This window comes from Kitasatospora azatica KCTC 9699 (genome assembly GCF_000744785.1).
Classification (GTDB): Bacteria; Actinomycetota; Actinomycetes; order Streptomycetales; family Streptomycetaceae; genus Kitasatospora; species Kitasatospora azatica.
Genome location: NZ_JQMO01000003.1, coordinates 4,747,521 through 4,765,803, shown reverse-complemented (window position 1 = coordinate 4,765,803; position 18,283 = coordinate 4,747,521). Strand labels below are relative to the sequence as shown.

Genomic DNA, 18,283 nt, shown 5'->3' with positions numbered 1-18,283 from the left:
ACATGGCGGACACTCGCCCAGGTCAGAGGCCATTACTGGGTGGTAACCGGGCGGCGCGACTGCCTCCAGTGTGCCCTGCCGGTCGCCTGCCGAAACAGGGGCGAAACGATCGTCGACAGCGACCGCCGACAGCCCGCCTGCGATTCCACCCGTCCGGAGCAAGCGAGCGGCTGTCGACCGATGGTCAACAGCCGCCCATGCCTGAGATTCCGTATGGTTATGCGCTCATCCGCGTGACGTTCCGCACAGGGCGGGTCAGCCGATGTGGCCGCCGATCAGCCAGCCGAGCAGGTAGGTGACCCCGGCCGCCGCGCCGCCCAGCACCAGCTGACGCAGGCCGCTGAACCACCAGCTGCGCGCCGTCACCCGGGCCACCACGGCGCCGCACAGGAAGAGGCCGAGCACCGCCAGGATCAGTGCCGGCAGCAGCGAGGTCGCGCCCAGCAGGTAGGGCAGCAGCGGCAGCAGCGCGCCGAGCGCGAAGCAGCCGAAGGAGGAGACGGCGGCGACCAGCGGGCTCGGCAGATCGTGCGGGTCGATCCCGAGCTCCTCGCGGGCGTGCACCTCGAGCGCCTTCTCGGGGTCGCGGGTGAGCTGGCGGGCCACCTCGTGGGCCAGCTCCGGCTCGACCCCGCGGGCTATGTAGACCTCCGCCAGCTCGACCAGCTCGCCCTGCGGGTTGCGGCTCAGCTCCAGCCGCTCGGCCTCGATCTCGGCCTCGACCAGCTCGCGCTGCGAGGCCACCGAGGTGTACTCCCCCGCCGCCATCGAGCACGCGCCGGCCGCGAGGCCCGCCAGGCCGGTGAGGATCACCGTGCTGCTGCTTGCCGCGCCGCCCACCACACCGGTCATCAGCGCGAAGTTGGAGACCAGTCCGTCCATCGCACCGAAGACCGCCGGGCGCAACCAGCCGCCGTTGACGTCGCGGTGGTGGCCCTCGGCCGGGACCCGCGGCATGGCGGGTTCGTGGGTGACGGGTTCAGTGGTGACGGCGCTCATGGCACTGAAAGTAGTCCGATGATCTGACACTTTCTAGCAAGCAAGTCCTGGCTTACCTCGCTGACCAGCGCGTTCGACTGCTGACCACGGCTGCCGACCACGAGTGGGTCAGGTGGTGCTGTTGCTGCTCTCCTCGGCGTCGGCCACGACCTTCGCCGCCGGGTCGATGCTGTCCGGGTCCTCGCGGCCCGGGCGCTTCTTGCCGACGATCACGAAGTAGGCCACCGCGCCGATGAAGACCAGGATCGAGGTCCAGTCGTTGAGCCGCAGGCCGAGGAGCTTGTGCGCCTCGTCGATCCGCAGGTACTCGATCCAGAACCGGCCCACCGTGTAGGCCGCGACGTACAGCGCGAAGGCCCGGCCGTGGCCCAGCTGGAAACGGCGGTCGGCCCAGATCACCAGGAACGCCACCCCGACGCACCAGAGCGACTCGTAGAGGAAGGTCGGCTGGAAGATCCCGTCGGTCACCGTGCCGTCGGCGTTGACCTTGTGGATGTGCAGGCCCCAGGGCAGCGAGGTCGACCGGCCGTACAGCTCCTGGTTGAACCAGTTCCCCCAGCGCCCGCAGGCCTGGGCCAGCGCGATGCCCGGCGCGACCGCGTCGGCCCAGGCCGGCAGCGGGACGCCGCGGCGGCGGGCGCCGATCCAGGCGCCGACCGCGCCCAGCGCGATCGCGCCCCAGATCCCGAGGCCGCCCTCCCAGATCTTGAAGGCGTTCCAGGGGTTCTGCCCGGGATCGAAGTAGAGCTGGTGGTCGGTGATCACGTGGTAGAGCCGGCCGCCGACCAGGCCGAACGGCACCGCCCAGACCGCGATGTCGCCGACCGTGTGCTTGGCTCCACCGCGCTCGACCCAGCGCTTGCTGCCGAGCCAGACGGCAACGGCGACACCGATGATGATGCAGAAGGCATACGCGCGAAGCGGGATCGGTCCCAGGTAGAGGACGCCCCGCGACGGGCTCGGGATGTAAGCGAGTTCCATGGCACCACCGACGCTACCGTGTCGTGACCTTGAGACCTGCACCGCCCGGGATACCGGTTCGGACACGGCATCCCGAACGGGAGGGGTACTCAGTGCGTGGCGCCGCCCGAGGGCTGCAGGTTGGGGTCGCTCTCAGCGGCGGTGCTGGTCGGCGCGGGGCTGGCCGAGGCGTTGCCGGTGGTGCCCAGCGGCTTGCCCTGGTTGGCCTCGTTCACCCACTTCACCAGGTTGTCCGGGGTGATCTCGTCATTGCCGTTCTTCGGGTAGATCGGCTTGCCGTTGAGCAGGACGGTCGGGGTGGAGGAGTAGCCGGACTTGTCGAAGTCCTGCTCCACGGCCGACACCCAGCTGCCGAACTTGTTGGTGTTGACGCAGCCCTCGAAGGTCGGCGAGTCCAGGCCCGGGACCTGCTTGGACAGGTCGATCAGCTTGGACTTGTCCTTCCAGGTGTCCACCGTCTCGTCCGGCTGGTTCTTGTAGAGCACGTCGTGGTAGGCGCGGAAGTACCCGGCGTCCTGGGCGCAGGCCAGCGCGTTGGCGGCGTTCTTGGAGCCCTTGCCACCGTCGTGCCGGTCGATGAACGAGACGATGTGGTAGTTGCCGTAGAGCTTGCCCTGGTCCTGCAACTGGTCGACGGTGGGCGCGAATTCACGCTCGAACTGGCCGCAGGCGGGGCACCGCGGGTCCTCGTAGACGGTGAGCGTGGAGGGGGCGTTGGCCGGGCCGTCCGGGATCACCAGGTTCTTGTTGCCGATCGCGCCGGCCGGTGCGGCCTTCGGGGTGTCCGAGCTGGACCGGTTGTTCTGCACCGCGATGCCGACGCCGACACCGGCCCCGATCACCACCAGCACCGCACCGAGGATGATCAGCTTCCGACGGCGGGCGTCCTTGGCCTCCTGGGCGGCCCGCTCCTCGATCATCTTCTCGCGGGCCGTGCGCTTGCCTTCTCGGTTCTTCTCGCTCAATTCCTTCAGCTTCCAGGAGGATTAGTTCACAGCGTTCACGTGCACGGCGGTCGCGGGGACGGCGGTCACAGCGACAGCCAGGCGTCCAGCGAGGCCTTGGAGCGCGGCCGGAACACCAGCCAGAGCGCCAGCAGCAGGAACCCGCAGTCGCGCAGGATCTCCTGCAGGTACTGGGTCTTGGAGGAGTCCACCGCCCCGCCCCCGCCGAAGCAGCCGCAGTCGATCGAGATGCCGCGCGCCCAGGCCGAGCTGATCCCGGCGATGAAGGTCAGCAGCAGCAGCGCCGAGATCACTGCGACGATCCGCACCCCGAGGCCGACCATCAGCAGTAGCGCCAGGGCGAGTTCCAGGAACGGCAGGCCGTAGCCGACCGGCTTGACCAGCCCCTCCGGCAGGATCCGGTAGGCCCGCACCGCCTGGGCGGCCACCGCCGGGTCGGAGATCTTGGCGAGTCCGGCCCAGGCCCAGACCACCGCCAGGCCGAGCCTGGCCGCGGTACTGATCCACTCCTGCATGGCGCTCCCCCTCTCGGACATCAGCTCTCGCCGGAGCCACCTGATGAACCGTAGGGGATTTCCACTGTTTACTCCACATTGCCCTATTCACCCGATTGGGTGAGGATGGGTCACCTGTCCGTTTTGCCGGCGTGGCGCCCGGGATGCAGGTCCGCCTGGTGCGCCGTCAGCTCCGCGCCCCGCTTGGCCAACGCGTGCCCCACCGCGTGCTCGCCGCCGAAGGCCGCCGCCAGCACCAGTGCGGCGGCGGCCGCCCTGAGCAGTACCGCGCGGTGCAGGCCGACCACGGCGACATCTCCCGATGGTTGAGAAGTGTACGAACGGCAGAGGTCGAATGCGTTCCCCGTGCGACACCTGATGCAACGCCAGCACCGAGGCGATGACACGTCAGGCCCGTCGAATTCACCCGTTCGGGTCGGCGTAGCACGACGGCCCGCCACCCCTTGCGGGAGTGACGGGCCGTCAGGAGAGCTGCTCAGCGCGAGCGCACGCCCTGCGCCAGGTCGGCGGCCAGCTCGCGGACCGCGGCGAGCGCGGCCGGCTCGTCGCCGTCCGCGTCCAGGATCCGCTGGACGAAGGCCGAGCCGACGATCACACCGTCGGCGAAGCCCGCCACCTGGGCGGCCTGGGCGGCGGTGGAGACCCCGAGGCCGACGCAGACCGGCAGCTCGGTGGTGGCCCGGGTGCGGGCGACCAGGTCCTCGGCCAGCTCGCCGACCTGGGCCCGGCTGCCGGTCACGCCCATCACGGCGGCGGCGTAGACGAATCCGCTGCCCGCCGCGGTGACCTGCGCCAGCCGCTTGTCCTGGCTGGACGGAGCGACCACGAAGACGGTGTCCAGCCCGTGTTCGGCGGCCGCCTTGCGCCACTCCTCGGACTCCTCGACCGGCAGGTCCGGCAGGATCACCCCCGCACCGCCCGCGGCGGCCAGGTCGGCGGCGAACCGTGCGGTGCCGTAGCGGTCCACCGGGTTCCAGTAGGTCATCACCAGTACCGCGGCCGCCGGGTGGGCCGCGGCGACCTCCTGCACGGTGCGCAGCACGTCCTTGATCCGCACCCCGCCGCGCAGCGCGATGTCGTCCGCGGTCTGGATGGTCGCGCCGTCCAGCACCGGGTCGGAGTGCGGCAGGCCGACCTCGACGATGTCGCAGCCGCCCTCGAGCAGCGCGTTGATCGACTTGATCCCGCCCTCGACGCTCGGGAAGCCGGCCGGCAGGTAGCCGATCAGCGCGGCGCGGTTCTCGGCCTTGGCGGCGGCGAGCAGGCCGCTCAGCTTGGATCCCATGGTCAGTTACCCCCGTTGGCAGCGTCGTCGTAGAGGCCGAAGTACTGCGCGGCGGTGTGCATGTCCTTGTCGCCGCGGCCGGAGAGGCTGACCAGGATGGTGGCGTCCGGGCCGAGCTCGCGGCCCAGCACCAGTGCGCCGGCCAGTGCGTGGGCGCTCTCGATGGCCGGGATGATGCCCTCGGTGCGGGAAAGCAGGCGCAGTGCCTGCATGGCCGCGTCGTCGGTGACCGGGCGGTACTCGGCCCGGCCGGTGTCCTTCAGCCAGGCGTGCTCGGGACCGACGCCCGGGTAGTCCAGGCCGGCCGAGATCGAGTGGCTCTCGATGGTCTGGCCGTCCTCGTCCTGCAGCACGTAGGTGCGCGCGCCGTGCAGCACGCCGGGGTCGCCCTTGGTCAGGGTGGCCGCGTGGCGCGGGGTGTCGGCGCCCTCGCCGGCCGCCTCGCAGCCGATCAGCCGCACGCCGGCGTCCGGGATGAACTCGTGGAAGATGCCCATCGCGTTGGAGCCGCCGCCGACGCAGGCGACCACGGCGTCCGGCAGTCGGCCGGTCCGCTCCAGCACCTGGGCCCGGGCCTCGATGCCGATCACCCGGTGGAAGTCGCGCACCATGGCCGGGAACGGGTGCGGGCCGGCCACGGTGCCGAACAGGTAGTGGGTGTTGTCGACGTTGGCCACCCAGTCGCGGAAGGCCTCGTTGATGGCGTCCTTGAGGGTGCGGCTGCCGGACTTGACCGCCACCACCTCGGCGCCGAGCATCCGCATCCGGGCCACGTTGAGTGCCTGGCGCTCGGTGTCGACCTCGCCCATGTAGATGGTGCACTCGAAGCCGAAGAGCGCGCAGGCGGTGGCGGTGGCCACGCCGTGCTGGCCGGCGCCGGTCTCGGCGATGATCCGGGTCTTGCCCATCCGGCGGGTGAGCAGCGCCTGGCCGAGCACGTTGTTGATCTTGTGCGAGCCGGTGTGGTTGAGGTCCTCGCGCTTGAGCAGCACCCGGGCCCCGCCGGCCTCGGCGGAGAACCGGTGCACGTCGGTGAGCGGGCTCGGACGGCCGGTGTAGTCCTTGAGCAGCAGATCGAGTTCGGCGATGAAGGCCGGGTCGTTCTTGGCCTTCTCGTACTCCTCGGCGACCTGCTCCACGGCGGCGATCAGCGCCTCCGGGATGAAACGGCCGCCGTAGGCACCGAAGTAGCCACGGGCATCGGGCACCTGAGGGCCCGTCAGATTGTCAGCCATGCTGAATCCTTAGATGACGAAACGGACGAAACGGAGCTCAGCCGTGCGTCCGACGCCATCGCCGACCCGGGACCTGGCCGGGCTCGCAGCCGATCACGTACCGCACCCGCCGCCCCAGGACCCGGCGAGCCGGAGCCCGGCAGCCGCGCGGGCGGCAACCGGGAGCGAGGCGGGAGGCGAGGGACATGTCGATTCAGCCCTTGTTGCGCAGGGCCGGGTGGGCGCCGGCGGCGACCAGATCGGCGACGGCCGCCTTCGGGTCCTTGCCGGTCACCAGGGACTCGCCGACCAGGACGGCGTCCGCGCCCTCGTTGGCGTAGGCGATCAGGTCGTGCGGGCCGCGGACACCGGACTCGGCCACCTTGACGATGTGGTCCGGGATCGCGTGCGCCACGTTGGCGAAGGTGTTGCGGTCCACCTCGAGGGTCTTGAGGTTGCGGGCGTTCACCCCGATGATCCGCGCACCGGCGTCCACCGCGCGGGCGATCTCCTCCTCGTCGTGCACCTCGACCAGCGGGGTCAGCCCGATCGACTCGGCCCGCTCGATCAGCGAGACCAGGGCCGGCTGGTCGAGCGCGGCCACGATCAGCAGCGCGAGGTCCGCGCCGTGCGCCCGGGCCTCCCAGAGCTGGTAGGCGGTGACGATGAAGTCCTTGCGCAGCAGCGGGGTGTCCACCGCCGCGCGGACCGCGTCCAGGTCGGCCAGCGAGCCACCGAACCGGCGCTGCTCGGTGAGCACGCTGATCGCCGCGGCACCGCCGGCCGCGTAGTCGACCGCGAGGGCGGCCGGGTCGGCGATCGCGGCCAGCGCGCCCTTGGACGGGCTGGAGCGCTTGACCTCGCAGATCACCCGCACGCCCTCGCCGCGCAGGGCGGCCACGCCGTCCTTGGCGTCGCGAGCCTTGGCGGCCAGCTCCTTGAGCTCGTCCAGGGAGACCCGGGCCTGCCGCTCCGCGAGATCCTGCCGGACCCCGTCGATGATCTCGTCGAGCACGCTCATGCGCCCGCCTCCTTGGCTCGCTCGCTTCGCTCGCTCACGACGGGCGCCCCCATCAATCTGCCAGCCGGATGATCCGATCGGCGGCGCGGAATGGAACTGCTCCGGCGCCCCCATCGGCAACTCGATGGTATCGGCACCGGGGCGCGCGGGGCGCATCCGCCCGGCGCGCGTCTCGCGGAGCGGACCTGCAGCCGGGCAGGTCGGGGCAGGTACGGCCGCAGAATGGAACGTCAGACCAGCGGGGGCGCCAGACCGGCTCCGGCGGGCAGGTTGCGCAGCACCGTGAAGACGAGCAGCACCAGCACCAGCCCGACCAGCCGACCCCTGCCCATCTCCACCCGGGGCGGGCGGCCACCGGTCAGCGCCGCCCAGGCCCAGCGCACCCAGAGCACGCCGAGGACGCCGAACAGCACCACGGCCAGCAGGTTGTCGTGCATCGCCTGGTCGAGCTCGCCCCGGGTCAGCGCGTGCACGCAGCGCAGCCCGCCGCAGCCCGGGCACCACCAGCCGGTGGCCTGCAGGAACGGGCAGGTCGGGTAGTGGCCCGGGCTGTTCGGGTCCACGGTGGCGACGAACAGCGTGGGCACGGCGGTGGCGGCGAGCGCGGTGAGCGGACGGACGAGGCGGCGTAGCGCGGCGGGCGCGCCGGCCGGGGTGCTGGAGGCGGTCACGGGGGTGATTCTCCCCCCGTTCGCAGGCCCGCCGCGCTACGCCGCGCGAGTGGCCGGAGTGCGGGGCCGGCCCGTGCGCCGGGACGGGAGACGCGCGCGACCCGAACCCAACCCGGCCCGAACGCGGCTCGGCCCGAACGCGGCTCGGCCCGAACGCGGCTCGGGCCGAACGCCGCTCAGGCCGAACCCAACCCGGCCCGAAACGCGCGCGGACCGGGGCGCCGGGCTGGTGGGCCCGGCGCCCCGGTCCGGGACGTGGTGGGATGCGGTCAGTCGGCGTCAGTGCGCGCCGGCGGTGACCGCCTCGGGCGCGGTCGCGCCCTCGCGGGCCGCACGGAACTCGGCCTTGTACTTCTCGACCTGCTCGTTGGGCTGCTTGCCCATGCCGGCCATCTTCATGGCCAGGCCGACGGCGCCGCCGCCGAGGATCACCAGGATGCCGACCCAGAACAGCAGCACCGAGGCCATGATCATGGCAGCGCCGCTGACGCAGAAGCCGACGAAGGAGATGACGACCCCGGTCCAGGCCGCGGGGGTGTGTCCATGGGCTTGCGCTGACATCCGGGTACTCCTTGGTTCTGCGGTCCTGTCTCCCCCATTGTTGCGGACGCCGTTCGGCGCCCCAAAGCGGGGTCGCAGTGAGGACCGTCACGGTTGACGAAACCGTGACCCGGGCAGCGCCTGGTCAGCCGGCGCCGGCCGGCCCGCTCAGCTCGCGGTGGGGTCCTCGCCGCGGTCCAGGGCCTTCCACAGGTCGGCGGGGGTGCTCGCGGCCTTGGCCTGCTTGGCCGGAGCGGCGGAGGTCGGCGCGTCGTAGCGGGCGCCCATGCTCGGCCAGTCACGGCCGCGCAGCAGCGTCAGCGCTCCGGCCACCGCCAGCAGCAGGCCGCCGACCAGCGCCAGCCAGGGCCAGGCGGTGTGGCTGACCTGCTCGGCCGTGGTGCCGGTGAGCGCGAGCTTGCGGGCGGCGGTGGCGTTCACCGCGCCGCTGTCCGCGGCCCCGAGCGCGGCACCGGCGGCAGCGCCCAGGCCGGCCACGGTGAGCAGCACCCCGACCACCAGCCGCCCCGGCCCGCGCACCGCGAAGACCGCCACCGCCGAGGCCAGCCCGACCAGCGCCAGCGCCCCCGGCAGCCCCGAGATCTCGCTCCCCGAGGCGCTCACCTCGAGCCCGCCGGCCACCTTCCCCTCGGCCCAGGTCCGCCCGACGGCCCACAGGACCAGCACCGCGCCGAGCACGGTGAACAGCAGCATCGACCCGAGACTGCGCCGCGCGGCGGCGCGGGCATCGGGGACGGGCTCGGTACGGGGAGCGGGGATAGCGGTCACCGCTCCACTATCCCCCGAGCCCGCCGCGCACCGAGCACCGGGTCAACCCGGCACCGGGTCAACCGAGCACCGATTCACCCCCGCACCGGGTCAACCCAGCTTCGGGGTGACCAGGGTGTTGGCCGTGGCGACCGCCCGCAGGACGGCCGCGGCCTTGTTGCGGCACTCGGTGTCCTCGCTGGCCGGGTCGGAGTCGGCGACCACGCCGGCGCCGGCCTGGACGTAGGCGGTGTGGTCGCGCAGCACGGCGGTGCGGATCGCGATCGCGGTGTCGGCGTCGCCGGCGAAGTCCAGGTAGCCGACACAGCCGCCGTACAGACCGCGGCGGGTGGGTTCGAGCTCCTCGATGATCCGCATGGCGCGCGGCTTGGGGGCGCCGGAGAGGGTGCCGGCCGGGAAGCAGGCGGTGAGCACGTCGAAGGCGGTGCGGCCCTGGGCGACCTCGCCGGTGACGGTGGAGACGATGTGCATCACGTGGCTGTAGCGCTCGATCGACATGAAGTCGACCACCTCGACGCTGCCCGGGGTGCAGACCCGGCCCAGGTCGTTGCGGCCGAGGTCGACCAGCATCAGGTGCTCGGCCCGCTCCTTGGGGTCGGCGAGCAGCTCGGCGGCCAGGTCGGCGTCCTCCTGCGGGGTGGCGCCGCGGTGCCGGGTGCCGGCGATCGGGTGCATCATCGCCTGACCCTCCGTCACCTTGACCAGGGCCTCGGGGCTGGAGCCGACCACGTCGAAGCCGCCCTCGGCGCCGCCGTCCGGGGCGGGGAAGCGGAACAGGTACATGTACGGGCTGGGGTTGGTGGTGCGCAGCACGCGGTAGACGTCGAGCGCGGAGGCCGGGCAGGGCGCCTCGAACCGCTGCGAGGGGACCACCTGGAAGGCCTCGCCGGCCCGGATCCTCTCCTTGACCTCCTCGACGGCGGCCCGGTAGGGCGCCCCGCCGAAGGGTGACACGGCGTCAGCGGCCATGGGGGTGAAGGTGGCCAGGCCCGGGTCGACCGGCTTGAGCAGCTCGGCTTCCATCGCGTCGAGCCGGGCCACCGCGTCGGCGTAGGCCTCGTCCACGCCGCCGGCCTGGTCGTTGTGGTTGACCGCGTTGGCGATCAGCAGCACCGTGCCGTCCGCGTGGTCGAGCACCGCGAGGTCGGTGGCCAGCATCATGGTGAGCTCGGGCAGCTTGAGGTCGTCCGGGGTGAGCTCGGGCAGCTTCTCCAGCCGGCGCACGATGTCGTAGCCGAGGTAGCCGACCAGGCCGCCGGTGAGCGGGGGCAGGCCGTCGTCCAGGTGGCGCGGGGTGTGCAGGGCGGTGAGCGCGGCGCGCAGCACCTCCAGCGGGTCGCCGTCGCGCGGGATGCCGACCGGCGGGGTGCCGAGCCAGCGGGCCTGGCCCTGCTCGTCCACGGTCAGCGTGGCGGCGCTGCGCACCCCGACGAAGGAGTAGCGCGACCAGCTGCGGCCCTGCTCGGCGGACTCCAGCAGGAAGGTGCCGGGCCGCTCGGCCGCCAGGCTGCGGTAGAGGCCGATCGGCGTCAGGCCGTCCGCCAGGAGCCGCCGGGTGACCGGGATGACCCGGGTGTCGACGGCGAGCTTGCGGAAGACGTCGAGGTCCATGAGGAGGGCACCAGTCCTTGGAGTCAGGGTCGGGGTCAGGAGGCGAGCAGCACGTCTTCGTCGAAGCAGGTCCGGGCGCCGGTGTGGCAGGCCGCGCCGACCTGGTCCACCTGGACCAGCAGGGTGTCGCCGTCGCAGTCCAGCGCGACCGACTTGACGTGCTGCAGGTGGCCCGAGGTGTCGCCCTTGACCCAGTACTCCTGGCGGCTGCGGCTCCAGTAGGTGCAGCGGCCGGTGGTCAGCGTGCGGTGCAGCGCCTCGTCGTCCATCCAGCCGAGCATCAGCACCTCGCCGGTGTCGTACTGCTGCGCGATCGCGGGCAGCAGGCCGTCCGCGGTGCGCTTGAGGCGGGCGGCGACGGCCGGGTCGAGGTCGGTGCTGCCGGGAGCGGCGGGGCTGGGCGTCGGTACGGAGGACATGGGGACCATTCTGGCAGGCCCGGGGGCGACGATCTCGTGGAAAGCCGCACGGGAGCGGTCGCGCTGCGGGATTCTGGTGCGCATGACCCAGTCCGCGCGTCCCGTCGGCCGGTTGGCCGCGCTCGCCGTCGTGCTGCTGCTCGTCGCCGCCGGGGTGACGGCGGTGCTGCTGTGGCCGAGCGCCAAGCACCCGGCCGCCGCGCCCCCGCCGCCCAGCCCCTCGGCCTCGCCGTCCCCGTCGCCCTCGCCCAGCCCGACCAAGCACGTCCCGTACCCGTGGTTTGCGGTCGGGACCTGCCTGGACCATCCGCAGCTCAGCCCGGTGATCACGGTGGCCGAGGCGCGCCCCTGCCAGGGCCCGCACGACGCCGAGGCGATCGCCAATCCGCTGCTGCCGGACGGGCTGACCAAGGAGAGCCAGATCTCCCAGGCGATGCTGAAGGCCTGTGACTCCGCGGTGACGGCCTGGGAGGCCGTGCAGGGCGGCGGCACCTGGTACAGCTTCCCGATGGGACCCTCGCTGGCCTACTACAACCAGGGCCTTCGGGACGTCAGTTGCCTGCTGACCGCGTCACAGCGTGAGGGTGGTACAAAGCTGACGGCGGCACTGAAGCCGGTCGGCTGAGTCTCGGAGGGGCGGGGACGGGTGTTCTTTCTTGATCGTCTGGCTGCGCGGAAGGCCGAGCGGCGGGCAGCGGCAGCGAAGGCCGTGGCGGCGGGAGCGGTCGCGCCGGCGGCCGTGGCCAGCGAGCCGGTCGTGCCGGTGGTGGACGCGGTGGCTCCGGCTGCCGCCGTGCGACTGGTGAAGGAGCCCGCCGTCCCCGAGGACGCCCGCCCGACCGTGCCCGCACTGGCCGGACGGTTCACCCGCCAACGCCGCACCGAGCGGGACTACGAGCTCCCCCGGCCCACCGGACACGGCCCGCGCGTGGTCCGGCTGAGCGTCGACGGCGGCACCAAGAACGCGGTGCGGCTCACGGTGCTGCGTGGCGGCGAGCCGCCGGCGCCGGCCGGCCCACTGCCGGTGTCCCACCGCGGCGGGACCTGTCGGGTGCTGCTGGCCCCCGACGCCACCCACCTCAGGGTCAGCGCCGACGGCCGCGACTGGCGCTGGTCGGCGGACCTGCTGACGACGGATCAGCTGATCCGGCTGAGCAACCAGCGCACCGGCAAGGGCCCGGAGGTGCTGCGGGTGGAGACCGGCGCGCCGGTCCTGGTCTCGGCGCGGCTGCAGCCCGGGCCGTGGCGGATCCGCTTCGTCTGCGGCTGCGGCGCGGACGAGGGCGCCTGCCCGTGCCCGCCGCCGCAGGGGTTCTCCGCCGAACTCGCCCAGGCCGGCTCGATCAGCGGCCGCGGCACCCAGAAGGAGCGGGGCACCCTGCTGGTCCCCCGCTCCGGTCTGCTGGTCATCGAGACCACCGCCACCTGGAGCCTGGTCCCCAAGGAAGCGGTCCCGGCGCGGGACGGCCTCTGAGGTCAGGCTCTAGCGGACCGGGTGGCCCGCCTCGCGCAGCGCCGCCTTGACGTCGGGGATCAGCAGGTCGCCGAAGTGGAAGACGGAGGCGGCGAGCACCGCGTCGGCGCCCGCTGCCACGGCCGGGGCGAAGTCGGCGAGCTTGCCGGCCCCGCCGGAGGCGATCACCGGGACCTGCACCCGCTCGCGCACCGCGTGGATCATCGCCAGGTCGTAGCCGTCCTTGGTGCCGTCCGCGTCCATCGAGTTGAGCAGGATCTCGCCGGCGCCCAACTCGGCGGCCTGGGCGGCCCATTCGACGGCGTCCAGGCCGGTGCCGCGGCGCCCGCCGTGCGTGGTCACCTCGAAGCCGGACGGCGTCTCGGTCCCGGGCGGGCAGCGCCGGGCGTCCACCGAGAGCACCAGCACCTGGCGGCCGAACCGCTCGGCGATCTCGCGGACCAGCTCGGGCCGGGCGATCGCCGCGGTGTTGACGCCCACCTTGTCGGCGCCGGCCCGCAGCAGCTTGTCCACGTCCTCGACGGCCCGGATGCCGCCGCCCACGGTCAGCGGGATGAAGACCTGCTCGGCGGTGCGGCGCACCACGTCGTAGGTGGTCTCCCGGTCGCCGGACGAGGCGGTGATGTCCAGGAAGGTCAACTCGTCGGCACCCTGGGCGTCGTAGGCCCGGGCCAGCTCGACCGGGTCGCCTGCGTCGCGCAGGTTCTGGAAGTTGACGCCCTTGACCACCCGGCCCGCGTCCACGTCCAAGCAGGGGATCACACGTACGGCCAGGGTCACTGCTCGCTACCTTCCAGGGCTGCCGGGGATTCCAGGGCGCGCGCCAACCCGGCGCGGTAGGCGTCGAGTTCGACCTCGACCACCATCCGGGAGTCGATCAGTCCGGCGACCACCACCATGGTGGCGACCGGGCGGGCGGCGTCGAAGAGCTGCTTGTGCGCCCGGCCGACCGCCTCGGCGTCCCGGACGTGGGTCAGGTACATCCGGGTGCGGACCACGTCGTCCGCCGTCAGACCGTACGCGGCGAGCGCCTGCAGCCCGATGCCGAAGGCGGTCAGCGCCTGCGTGAAGGGGTCGCCCTCGCGTTCGATCCGGCCGTCCACCCAGGCCGTGCAGCCGGCCACGTGCACATGGTCGCCGGCGGCCACCGCCCGGGCGTAGCCGAACTCCTCCTCCCAGGGGGAGAACCCACTGACCCGGCCGCGCACGATCTGACGGTCCGTCACGATGAAACAGCCTCCAGGGCCTCTTCGAGAGTGAACTTCTGCTCGTAGAGGGCCTTGCCGACGATCGATCCCTCGACACCCTCCGGCACCAGAGTGGCGATCGCCCGCAGGTCGTCCAGTGAGGACACGCCGCCGGAGGCCACCACGGGCTTGTCGGTGGCGGCGCAGACGTTGCGCAGCAGTTCGAGGTTGGGGCCGGTCAGGGTGCCGTCCCGGTTGACGTCGGTGACCACGTAGCGGGCGCAGCCCTCGGAGTCGAGCCGGGCCAGCACCTCGTAGAGGTCGCCGCCGTCGCGGGTCCAGCCGCGCCCGCGCAGCGTGGTGCCGACCACGTCCAGGCCGACCGCGATCTTGTCGCCGTGCTCGGCGATCACCTTGGCCACCCACTCCGGGCTCTCCAGCGCGGCGGTGCCCAGGTTGACCCGGGTGCAGCCGGTGGCCAGCGCGGCGGCCAGCGACTCGTCGTCGCGGATGCCGCCGGACAGCTCGACCTTGATGTCGAGCGCGCCGGTGACCTCGCGCAGCAGCTCGCGGTTGCTGCCGGTGCCGAAGGCGGCGTCCAGGTCGACCAGGTGCAGCCACTCGGCGCCGGCGCTCTGCCAGGCCAGCGCGGCGGCCAGCGGCTCGCCGAAGGAGGTCTCGGTGCCGGAGGCGCCCTTGACCAGGCGCACGGCCTGGCCGTCGCGGACGTCGACGGCGGGGAGGAGTTCGAGGCGGCTCATCGTCTACAACTTCCTGGCTTTAGAGGGTGTTGACCCAGTTGTCGAGCAGGGCGGCGCCGGCGTCGCCGGACTTCTCCGGGTGGAACTGGGTGGCCCAGAGCGGGCCGTTCTCCACCGCGGCGACGAACGGCTCGCCGTGGGTGGCCCAGCTGACCAGCGGGGCGTTCATCCGGGCGCTGTGGACCTCCAGCTCCCAGCGGCGCACCGCGTAGGAGTGGACGAAGTAGTACCGGGTGTCCGGGTCCAGGCCGGCGAAGAGCCGGCTGCCCTCGGGCACCTGGACGGTGTTCCACCCCATGTGCGGGATGATCGGCGCCTGCAGCGGCTCGACCGTGCCCGGCCACTCGTCGCAGCCCGCGGTCTCCACCCCGTGCTCGACGCCGCGCTCGAAGAGGATCTGCATGCCGACGCAGATGCCCAGCACCGGACGGCCGCCGGCCAGCCGGCGGCCGATGATCTGCTCACCGCGGACCGCCTTCAGCCCGCGCATGCAGGCCTCGAAGGCGCCGACACCGGGAACCAGCAGGCCGTCCGCGTCGAGCGCGGCCTGGAAGTCGGAGGTGACGGTGACCTCGGCGCCGGTGCGCTCCACGGCACGCTGCGCGGAGCGCAGGTTGCCGGAGCCGTAGTCGAGGACCACGACGTTCTTGTTCTTGCCCATGACCGGACTACTCCCGTGGGTTAGAGGCGCATGATGCCGGCGGACAGGCAGAGCACCGCTCCGATGCCCAGCACGGCGATGACGCCCTTGGGCAGCTTCTGCTTCCAGAACGAGTAGACGCCGCCGCCCAGGAAGAGACCGACGAAGATCAGTGCGATCGCGGACTTGCTCACAGTGCGCCCTTGGTCGAGGGGAGGATGCCGGCCGCACGCGGGTCGAACTCGGCGGCGTACCGCAGGGCCCGGGCCAGCGCCTTGAACTGGCACTCCACGATGTGGTGCGCGTTGCGCCCGTACGGGACGTGCACGTGCAGCGCTATCTGCGCCTGCGCGACGAAGGACTCCAGGATGTGCCGGGTCATCGTCACGTCGTAGCTGCCGATCATCGGCGCCATGTTCTCGGGCTCGGTGTGCACCAGGTACGGGCGACCGGAGAGGTCCACGGTGACCTGGGCCAGCGACTCGTCCAGCGGGACGGTGCAGTTGCCGAAGCGGTAGATGCCCACCTTGTCGCCGAGCGCCTGCTTGAAGGCGGCGCCGAGCGCGAGGGCGGTGTCCTCGATCGTGTGGTGGGTGTCGATGTGCAGGTCGCCCTCGGTCTTGACGGTGAGGTCGAAGAGGCCGTGGCGGCCGAGCTGGTCGAGCATGTGGTCGTAGAACCCGACGCCCGTGGAGATGTCGGTCTGGCCGGTGCCGTCGAGGTTGATCTCGACCAGGACCGAGGTCTCCTTGGTGGTGCGCTCCACGCGCCCGATGCGGGACATTCGGATTACAGCTCCTTGATCACGGTGGAGACGGCGTCCAGGAAGGCGTCGTTCTCCTCGGGGGTGCCGGCGGTGACCCGCAGGCGTCCGGGGACGCCGTTGTCGCGGATCAGCACACCGCGGTCGAGGATCGCCTGCCAGACGGCGTGCGGGTCCTCGAAGACACCGAACTGGATGAAGTTGGCGTCCGAGTCGGTGACCTCCAGGCCCATCGCGCGCAGCCCGTCCACCACCCGGTCGCGCTCGGCCTTGAGCCGCTGGACGTAGCCGAGCAGCGTGTCGGTGTGCTCCAGGCAGGCCAGCGCGGTCGCCTGGGTGACGGCCGACAGGTGGTAGGGCAGCCGGACCAGCTGGACGGCGTCCACCACGGCGGCGTCGGCGGCCAGGTAGCCCAGGCGCAGGCCGGCCGCGCCGAAGGCCTTGGACATGGTCCGGGTGACCACCATCAGCGGGCGGCCGTCGAGCAGCGACAGCAGCGAGGCGCGGTGCGAGAACTCGACGTAGGCCTCGTCCACGATCACCACGGTCGGCTTGACCGCCTGGGCGGCCTCGTAGAGCCGCACGACCGTGTCCGCCGCCACCGCGGTGCCGGTCGGGTTGTTCGGCGAGCAGACGAAGAGCACGTCCGGGCGGTGCTCGGCGAGCGCCGCCACGGCCGCGTCCAGGTCGATGGTGAAGTCGGCGTTGCGCGGTCCGGCGATCCAGCGGGTGCCGGTGCCGCGCGAGATCAGCTCGTGCATCTGGTAGCTCGGCTCGAAGCCGAGCGCGCTGCGGCCGGGGCCGCCGAAGGTCTGCAGCAGCTGCTGGATGATCTCGTTGGAGCCGTTGGCCGCCCAGACCTGCTCGCGGGTCCGCTCGAAGCCGGTGGTCCGGGTCAGGTAGCGGGCCAGCTCGGTGCGCAGTTCGACCGCGTCCCGGTCCGGGTAGCGGTTGAGGTTGCGGGCCGCCTCGGCGACCCGCTCGGCGATCCGGGCGACCAGCGGCTCGGGCAGCTGGTACGGGTTCTCGTTGGTGTTCAGCTGGACCGGGACGTCCAGCTGGGGGGCGCCGTAGGGCGACTGTCCGCGCAGCTCGTCGCGGACCGGCAGGTCGTCGATCTTCAAGAGTTCGGCACCGTCCAGTCGAAGCGGGCTCGGATCGCGTCGCCGTGACCGGGCAGGTCCTCGGCGTCGGCGAGGTTGACCACGTGCGCGGCGACGTCCGCCAGCGCCTCGCGGCTGTAGTCGATCACGTGGATGCCGCGCAGGAAGGACTGCACGGACAGGCCCGAGGAGTGGCAGGCGCAGCCGGCGGTGGGCAGCACGTGGTTGGAGCCGGCCGCGTAGTCGCCCAGCGAGACCGGCGCGTACCGGCCGACGAAGATCGCGCCGGCGTTGCGCACCCGGGCGGCGACGGCGGCGGCGTCCCGGGTCTGGATCTCCAAGTGCTCGGCGGCGTAGGCGTTGGCCACGGCCAGGCCCTGGTCGATGCCGTCCACCAGCACGGTGCCGGACTGCTTGCCGGTGAGCGCGGTGGTGACCCGCTCGCGGTGCTTGGTCTGCGCCACCTGCTTGACCAGTTCGGCGTCGACCGCGTCGGCCAGCGCCACCGAGTCGGTGACCAGCACCGAGGCGGCCATCGGGTCGTGCTCGGCCTGGCTGATCAGGTCGGCGGCCACGTCGGCGGGCTCGGCGCTGTCGTCGGCCAGCACCAGGATCTCGGTCGGACCGGCCTCGGCGTCGATGCCGATCCGGCCCTTGAGCAGCCGCTTCGCGGCCGCCACGAAGATGTTGCCCGGGCCGGTCACCAGGTTGACCGGCGCGCACTCCTCGGTGCCGTAGGCGAACATCGCGACCGCCTGGGCGCCGCCGACCGCGTACACCTCGGTGACGCCGAGCAGCTCGCAGGCCGCCAGCACGGCCGGGTGCACCCGCCCGCCGAACGCCTTCTGCGGCGGCGAGGTGACGGCGATGCCCTGGACACCGGCCTCCTGGGCCGGGACCACATTCATCACCACGGAGGACGGGTAGACGGCCAGGCCGCCCGGCACGTACAGGCCGACCCGGTCCACCGGCACCCAGCGCTCGGTCACCGTGCCGCCCGGCACCACCTGGGTGGTGTGGTCGGTGCGGCGCTGCTCGCGGTGGACGATCCGCACCCGGCGGATGGTCTCCTCCAGCGCGGCGCGGACCTTGGGGTCCAGCGTCTCCAGCGCCGCGGCGATCTCGGCCTGCGGGACGCGGGTGGACTCCAGCTTCACGCCGTCGAAGCGCTCGGTGATCTCGATCAACGCCGCCACGCCGCGATGCCGTACGTCCTCGCAGATCGGCCGCACCTTCTCCAGGGCGTCCTCCACGTCGAACTCGGCACGGGGCAGCAGGTCGCGCGGGTCGTCGGTGGACCCACGCAGGTCGATTCGAGAGATCACAGGCCCAAGTGTAAGGAGTG

Annotated in this window: 24 protein-coding genes; 2 read left to right on the top strand and 22 right to left on the bottom strand. The window is 72.4% G+C overall.

The features are described 5' to 3' along the window. Window positions 1-255: 255 nt before the first annotated feature. From BR98_RS31880 to hisI, 14 genes are all read right to left on the bottom strand, one after another. Window positions 256-999, bottom strand: a complete 744-nt coding sequence (locus BR98_RS31880; RefSeq protein WP_035850329.1) for a VIT1/CCC1 transporter family protein — start codon at window positions 997-999, stop codon at window positions 256-258. Between the two features lie 108 nt (window positions 1,000-1,107). Further along, window positions 1,108-1,980, bottom strand: a complete 873-nt coding sequence (gene lgt / locus BR98_RS31875) for a prolipoprotein diacylglyceryl transferase (RefSeq protein ID WP_051970563.1) — start codon at window positions 1,978-1,980, stop codon at window positions 1,108-1,110. Window positions 1,981-2,069: 89 nt separating this feature from the next. Further along, a complete protein-coding gene (locus BR98_RS31870) occupies window positions 2,070-2,945 on the bottom strand; it encodes a DsbA family protein (protein ID WP_035850326.1) in 876 nt (291 codons plus the stop codon). A gap of 65 nt (window positions 2,946-3,010) precedes the next feature. Continuing rightward, window positions 3,011-3,460 (bottom strand): MauE/DoxX family redox-associated membrane protein, encoded by a 450-nt coding sequence (locus BR98_RS31865; RefSeq protein WP_035850324.1) that lies wholly within the window; start codon window positions 3,458-3,460, stop codon window positions 3,011-3,013. A 110-nt stretch (window positions 3,461-3,570) separates the two neighbouring features. Continuing rightward, complete coding sequence (locus tag BR98_RS39825; protein ID WP_157538011.1) at window positions 3,571-3,747, bottom strand: hypothetical protein; 177 nt, start codon at window positions 3,745-3,747, stop codon at window positions 3,571-3,573. Between the two features lie 188 nt (window positions 3,748-3,935). Beyond that, window positions 3,936-4,745 carry a tryptophan synthase subunit alpha gene (trpA, locus tag BR98_RS31860; protein ID WP_035850322.1) on the bottom strand — a complete coding sequence of 270 codons (810 nt, stop codon included), beginning with the start codon at window positions 4,743-4,745 and terminating at the stop codon, window positions 3,936-3,938. A gap of 2 nt (window positions 4,746-4,747) precedes the next feature. Further along, a complete protein-coding gene (trpB, locus tag BR98_RS31855) occupies window positions 4,748-5,980 on the bottom strand; it encodes a tryptophan synthase subunit beta (RefSeq protein WP_035850321.1) in 1,233 nt (410 codons plus the stop codon). Between the two features lie 37 nt (window positions 5,981-6,017). Beyond that, on the bottom strand, window positions 6,018-6,167 hold the full coding sequence (gene trpM / locus BR98_RS42705) for a tryptophan biosynthesis modulator TrpM (RefSeq protein WP_368666561.1): 150 nt from the start codon (window positions 6,165-6,167) through the stop codon (window positions 6,018-6,020). 6 nt (window positions 6,168-6,173) lie between these two features. Continuing rightward, entirely contained in the window at window positions 6,174-6,980 is an 807-nt protein-coding gene (gene trpC / locus BR98_RS31850; RefSeq protein ID WP_035850318.1) for an indole-3-glycerol phosphate synthase TrpC, read from the bottom strand. 230 nt (window positions 6,981-7,210) lie between these two features. Then, window positions 7,211-7,651, bottom strand: coding sequence for a DUF2752 domain-containing protein (locus BR98_RS31845; RefSeq protein ID WP_232247742.1), 441 nt, complete (start codon window positions 7,649-7,651; stop codon window positions 7,211-7,213). Between the two features lie 279 nt (window positions 7,652-7,930). Then, window positions 7,931-8,212, bottom strand: a complete 282-nt coding sequence (locus BR98_RS31840; protein WP_035850314.1) for an HGxxPAAW family protein — start codon at window positions 8,210-8,212, stop codon at window positions 7,931-7,933. 147 nt (window positions 8,213-8,359) lie between these two features. Then, on the bottom strand, window positions 8,360-8,980 hold the full coding sequence (locus BR98_RS31835; protein ID WP_035850312.1) for a TIGR02234 family membrane protein: 621 nt from the start codon (window positions 8,978-8,980) through the stop codon (window positions 8,360-8,362). Between the two features lie 90 nt (window positions 8,981-9,070). Next, window positions 9,071-10,591 (bottom strand): anthranilate synthase component I, encoded by a 1,521-nt coding sequence (locus BR98_RS31830; RefSeq protein WP_035850310.1) that lies wholly within the window; start codon window positions 10,589-10,591, stop codon window positions 9,071-9,073. 35 nt (window positions 10,592-10,626) lie between these two features. Next, complete coding sequence (gene hisI, locus BR98_RS31825; protein ID WP_035850308.1) at window positions 10,627-11,010, bottom strand: phosphoribosyl-AMP cyclohydrolase; 384 nt, start codon at window positions 11,008-11,010, stop codon at window positions 10,627-10,629. 82 nt (window positions 11,011-11,092) lie between these two features. Between hisI and BR98_RS31820 the strand changes: the two genes are divergently transcribed. Together BR98_RS31820 and BR98_RS31815 are read left to right on the top strand one after the other, a co-directional pair. Beyond that, the gene (locus BR98_RS31820) at window positions 11,093-11,635 is read left to right on the top strand and encodes a hypothetical protein (protein ID WP_035850306.1); all 543 of its coding nucleotides are present in this window, start codon (window positions 11,093-11,095) and stop codon (window positions 11,633-11,635) included. Window positions 11,636-11,656: 21 nt separating this feature from the next. After that, window positions 11,657-12,484 (top strand): hypothetical protein, encoded by an 828-nt coding sequence (locus tag BR98_RS31815; RefSeq protein ID WP_157538010.1) that lies wholly within the window; start codon window positions 11,657-11,659, stop codon window positions 12,482-12,484. A gap of 9 nt (window positions 12,485-12,493) precedes the next feature. On the opposite strand, the gene hisF is transcribed toward BR98_RS31815, so the two are convergent. Genes hisF through hisD form a run of 8 tightly spaced genes read right to left on the bottom strand, consistent with a single transcriptional unit; the run spans window position 12,494 to window position 18,263 of the window. Continuing rightward, window positions 12,494-13,264: an imidazole glycerol phosphate synthase subunit HisF gene (hisF, locus tag BR98_RS31810; protein WP_035850302.1), complete on the bottom strand. Its 771-nt coding sequence runs from the start codon at window positions 13,262-13,264 to the stop codon at window positions 12,494-12,496. Continuing rightward, window positions 13,261-13,710: a RidA family protein gene (locus BR98_RS31805; protein ID WP_035850298.1), complete on the bottom strand. Its 450-nt coding sequence runs from the start codon at window positions 13,708-13,710 to the stop codon at window positions 13,261-13,263. Before BR98_RS31805 ends, hisF begins: the two co-directional genes overlap by 4 nt. Next, on the bottom strand, window positions 13,707-14,432 hold the full coding sequence (priA, locus tag BR98_RS31800) for a bifunctional 1-(5-phosphoribosyl)-5-((5-phosphoribosylamino)methylideneamino)imidazole-4-carboxamide isomerase/phosphoribosylanthranilate isomerase PriA (protein WP_035850294.1): 726 nt from the start codon (window positions 14,430-14,432) through the stop codon (window positions 13,707-13,709). Before priA ends, BR98_RS31805 begins: the two co-directional genes overlap by 4 nt. 19 nt (window positions 14,433-14,451) lie before the next feature. Beyond that, on the bottom strand, window positions 14,452-15,093 hold the full coding sequence (gene hisH / locus BR98_RS31795) for an imidazole glycerol phosphate synthase subunit HisH (protein WP_035850290.1): 642 nt from the start codon (window positions 15,091-15,093) through the stop codon (window positions 14,452-14,454). 20 nt (window positions 15,094-15,113) lie between these two features. Beyond that, on the bottom strand, window positions 15,114-15,266 hold the full coding sequence (locus BR98_RS40610) for a hypothetical protein (protein ID WP_035850287.1): 153 nt from the start codon (window positions 15,264-15,266) through the stop codon (window positions 15,114-15,116). Further along, complete coding sequence (hisB, locus tag BR98_RS31785) at window positions 15,263-15,856, bottom strand: imidazoleglycerol-phosphate dehydratase HisB (protein ID WP_035850285.1); 594 nt, start codon at window positions 15,854-15,856, stop codon at window positions 15,263-15,265. Before hisB ends, BR98_RS40610 begins: the two co-directional genes overlap by 4 nt. A gap of 5 nt (window positions 15,857-15,861) precedes the next feature. Next, window positions 15,862-16,959, bottom strand: coding sequence for a histidinol-phosphate transaminase (locus BR98_RS31780; protein ID WP_232247740.1), 1,098 nt, complete (start codon window positions 16,957-16,959; stop codon window positions 15,862-15,864). After that, complete coding sequence (gene hisD / locus BR98_RS31775) at window positions 16,956-18,263, bottom strand: histidinol dehydrogenase (RefSeq protein ID WP_035850281.1); 1,308 nt, start codon at window positions 18,261-18,263, stop codon at window positions 16,956-16,958. Before hisD ends, BR98_RS31780 begins: the two co-directional genes overlap by 4 nt. Window positions 18,264-18,283 lie beyond the last annotated feature (20 nt).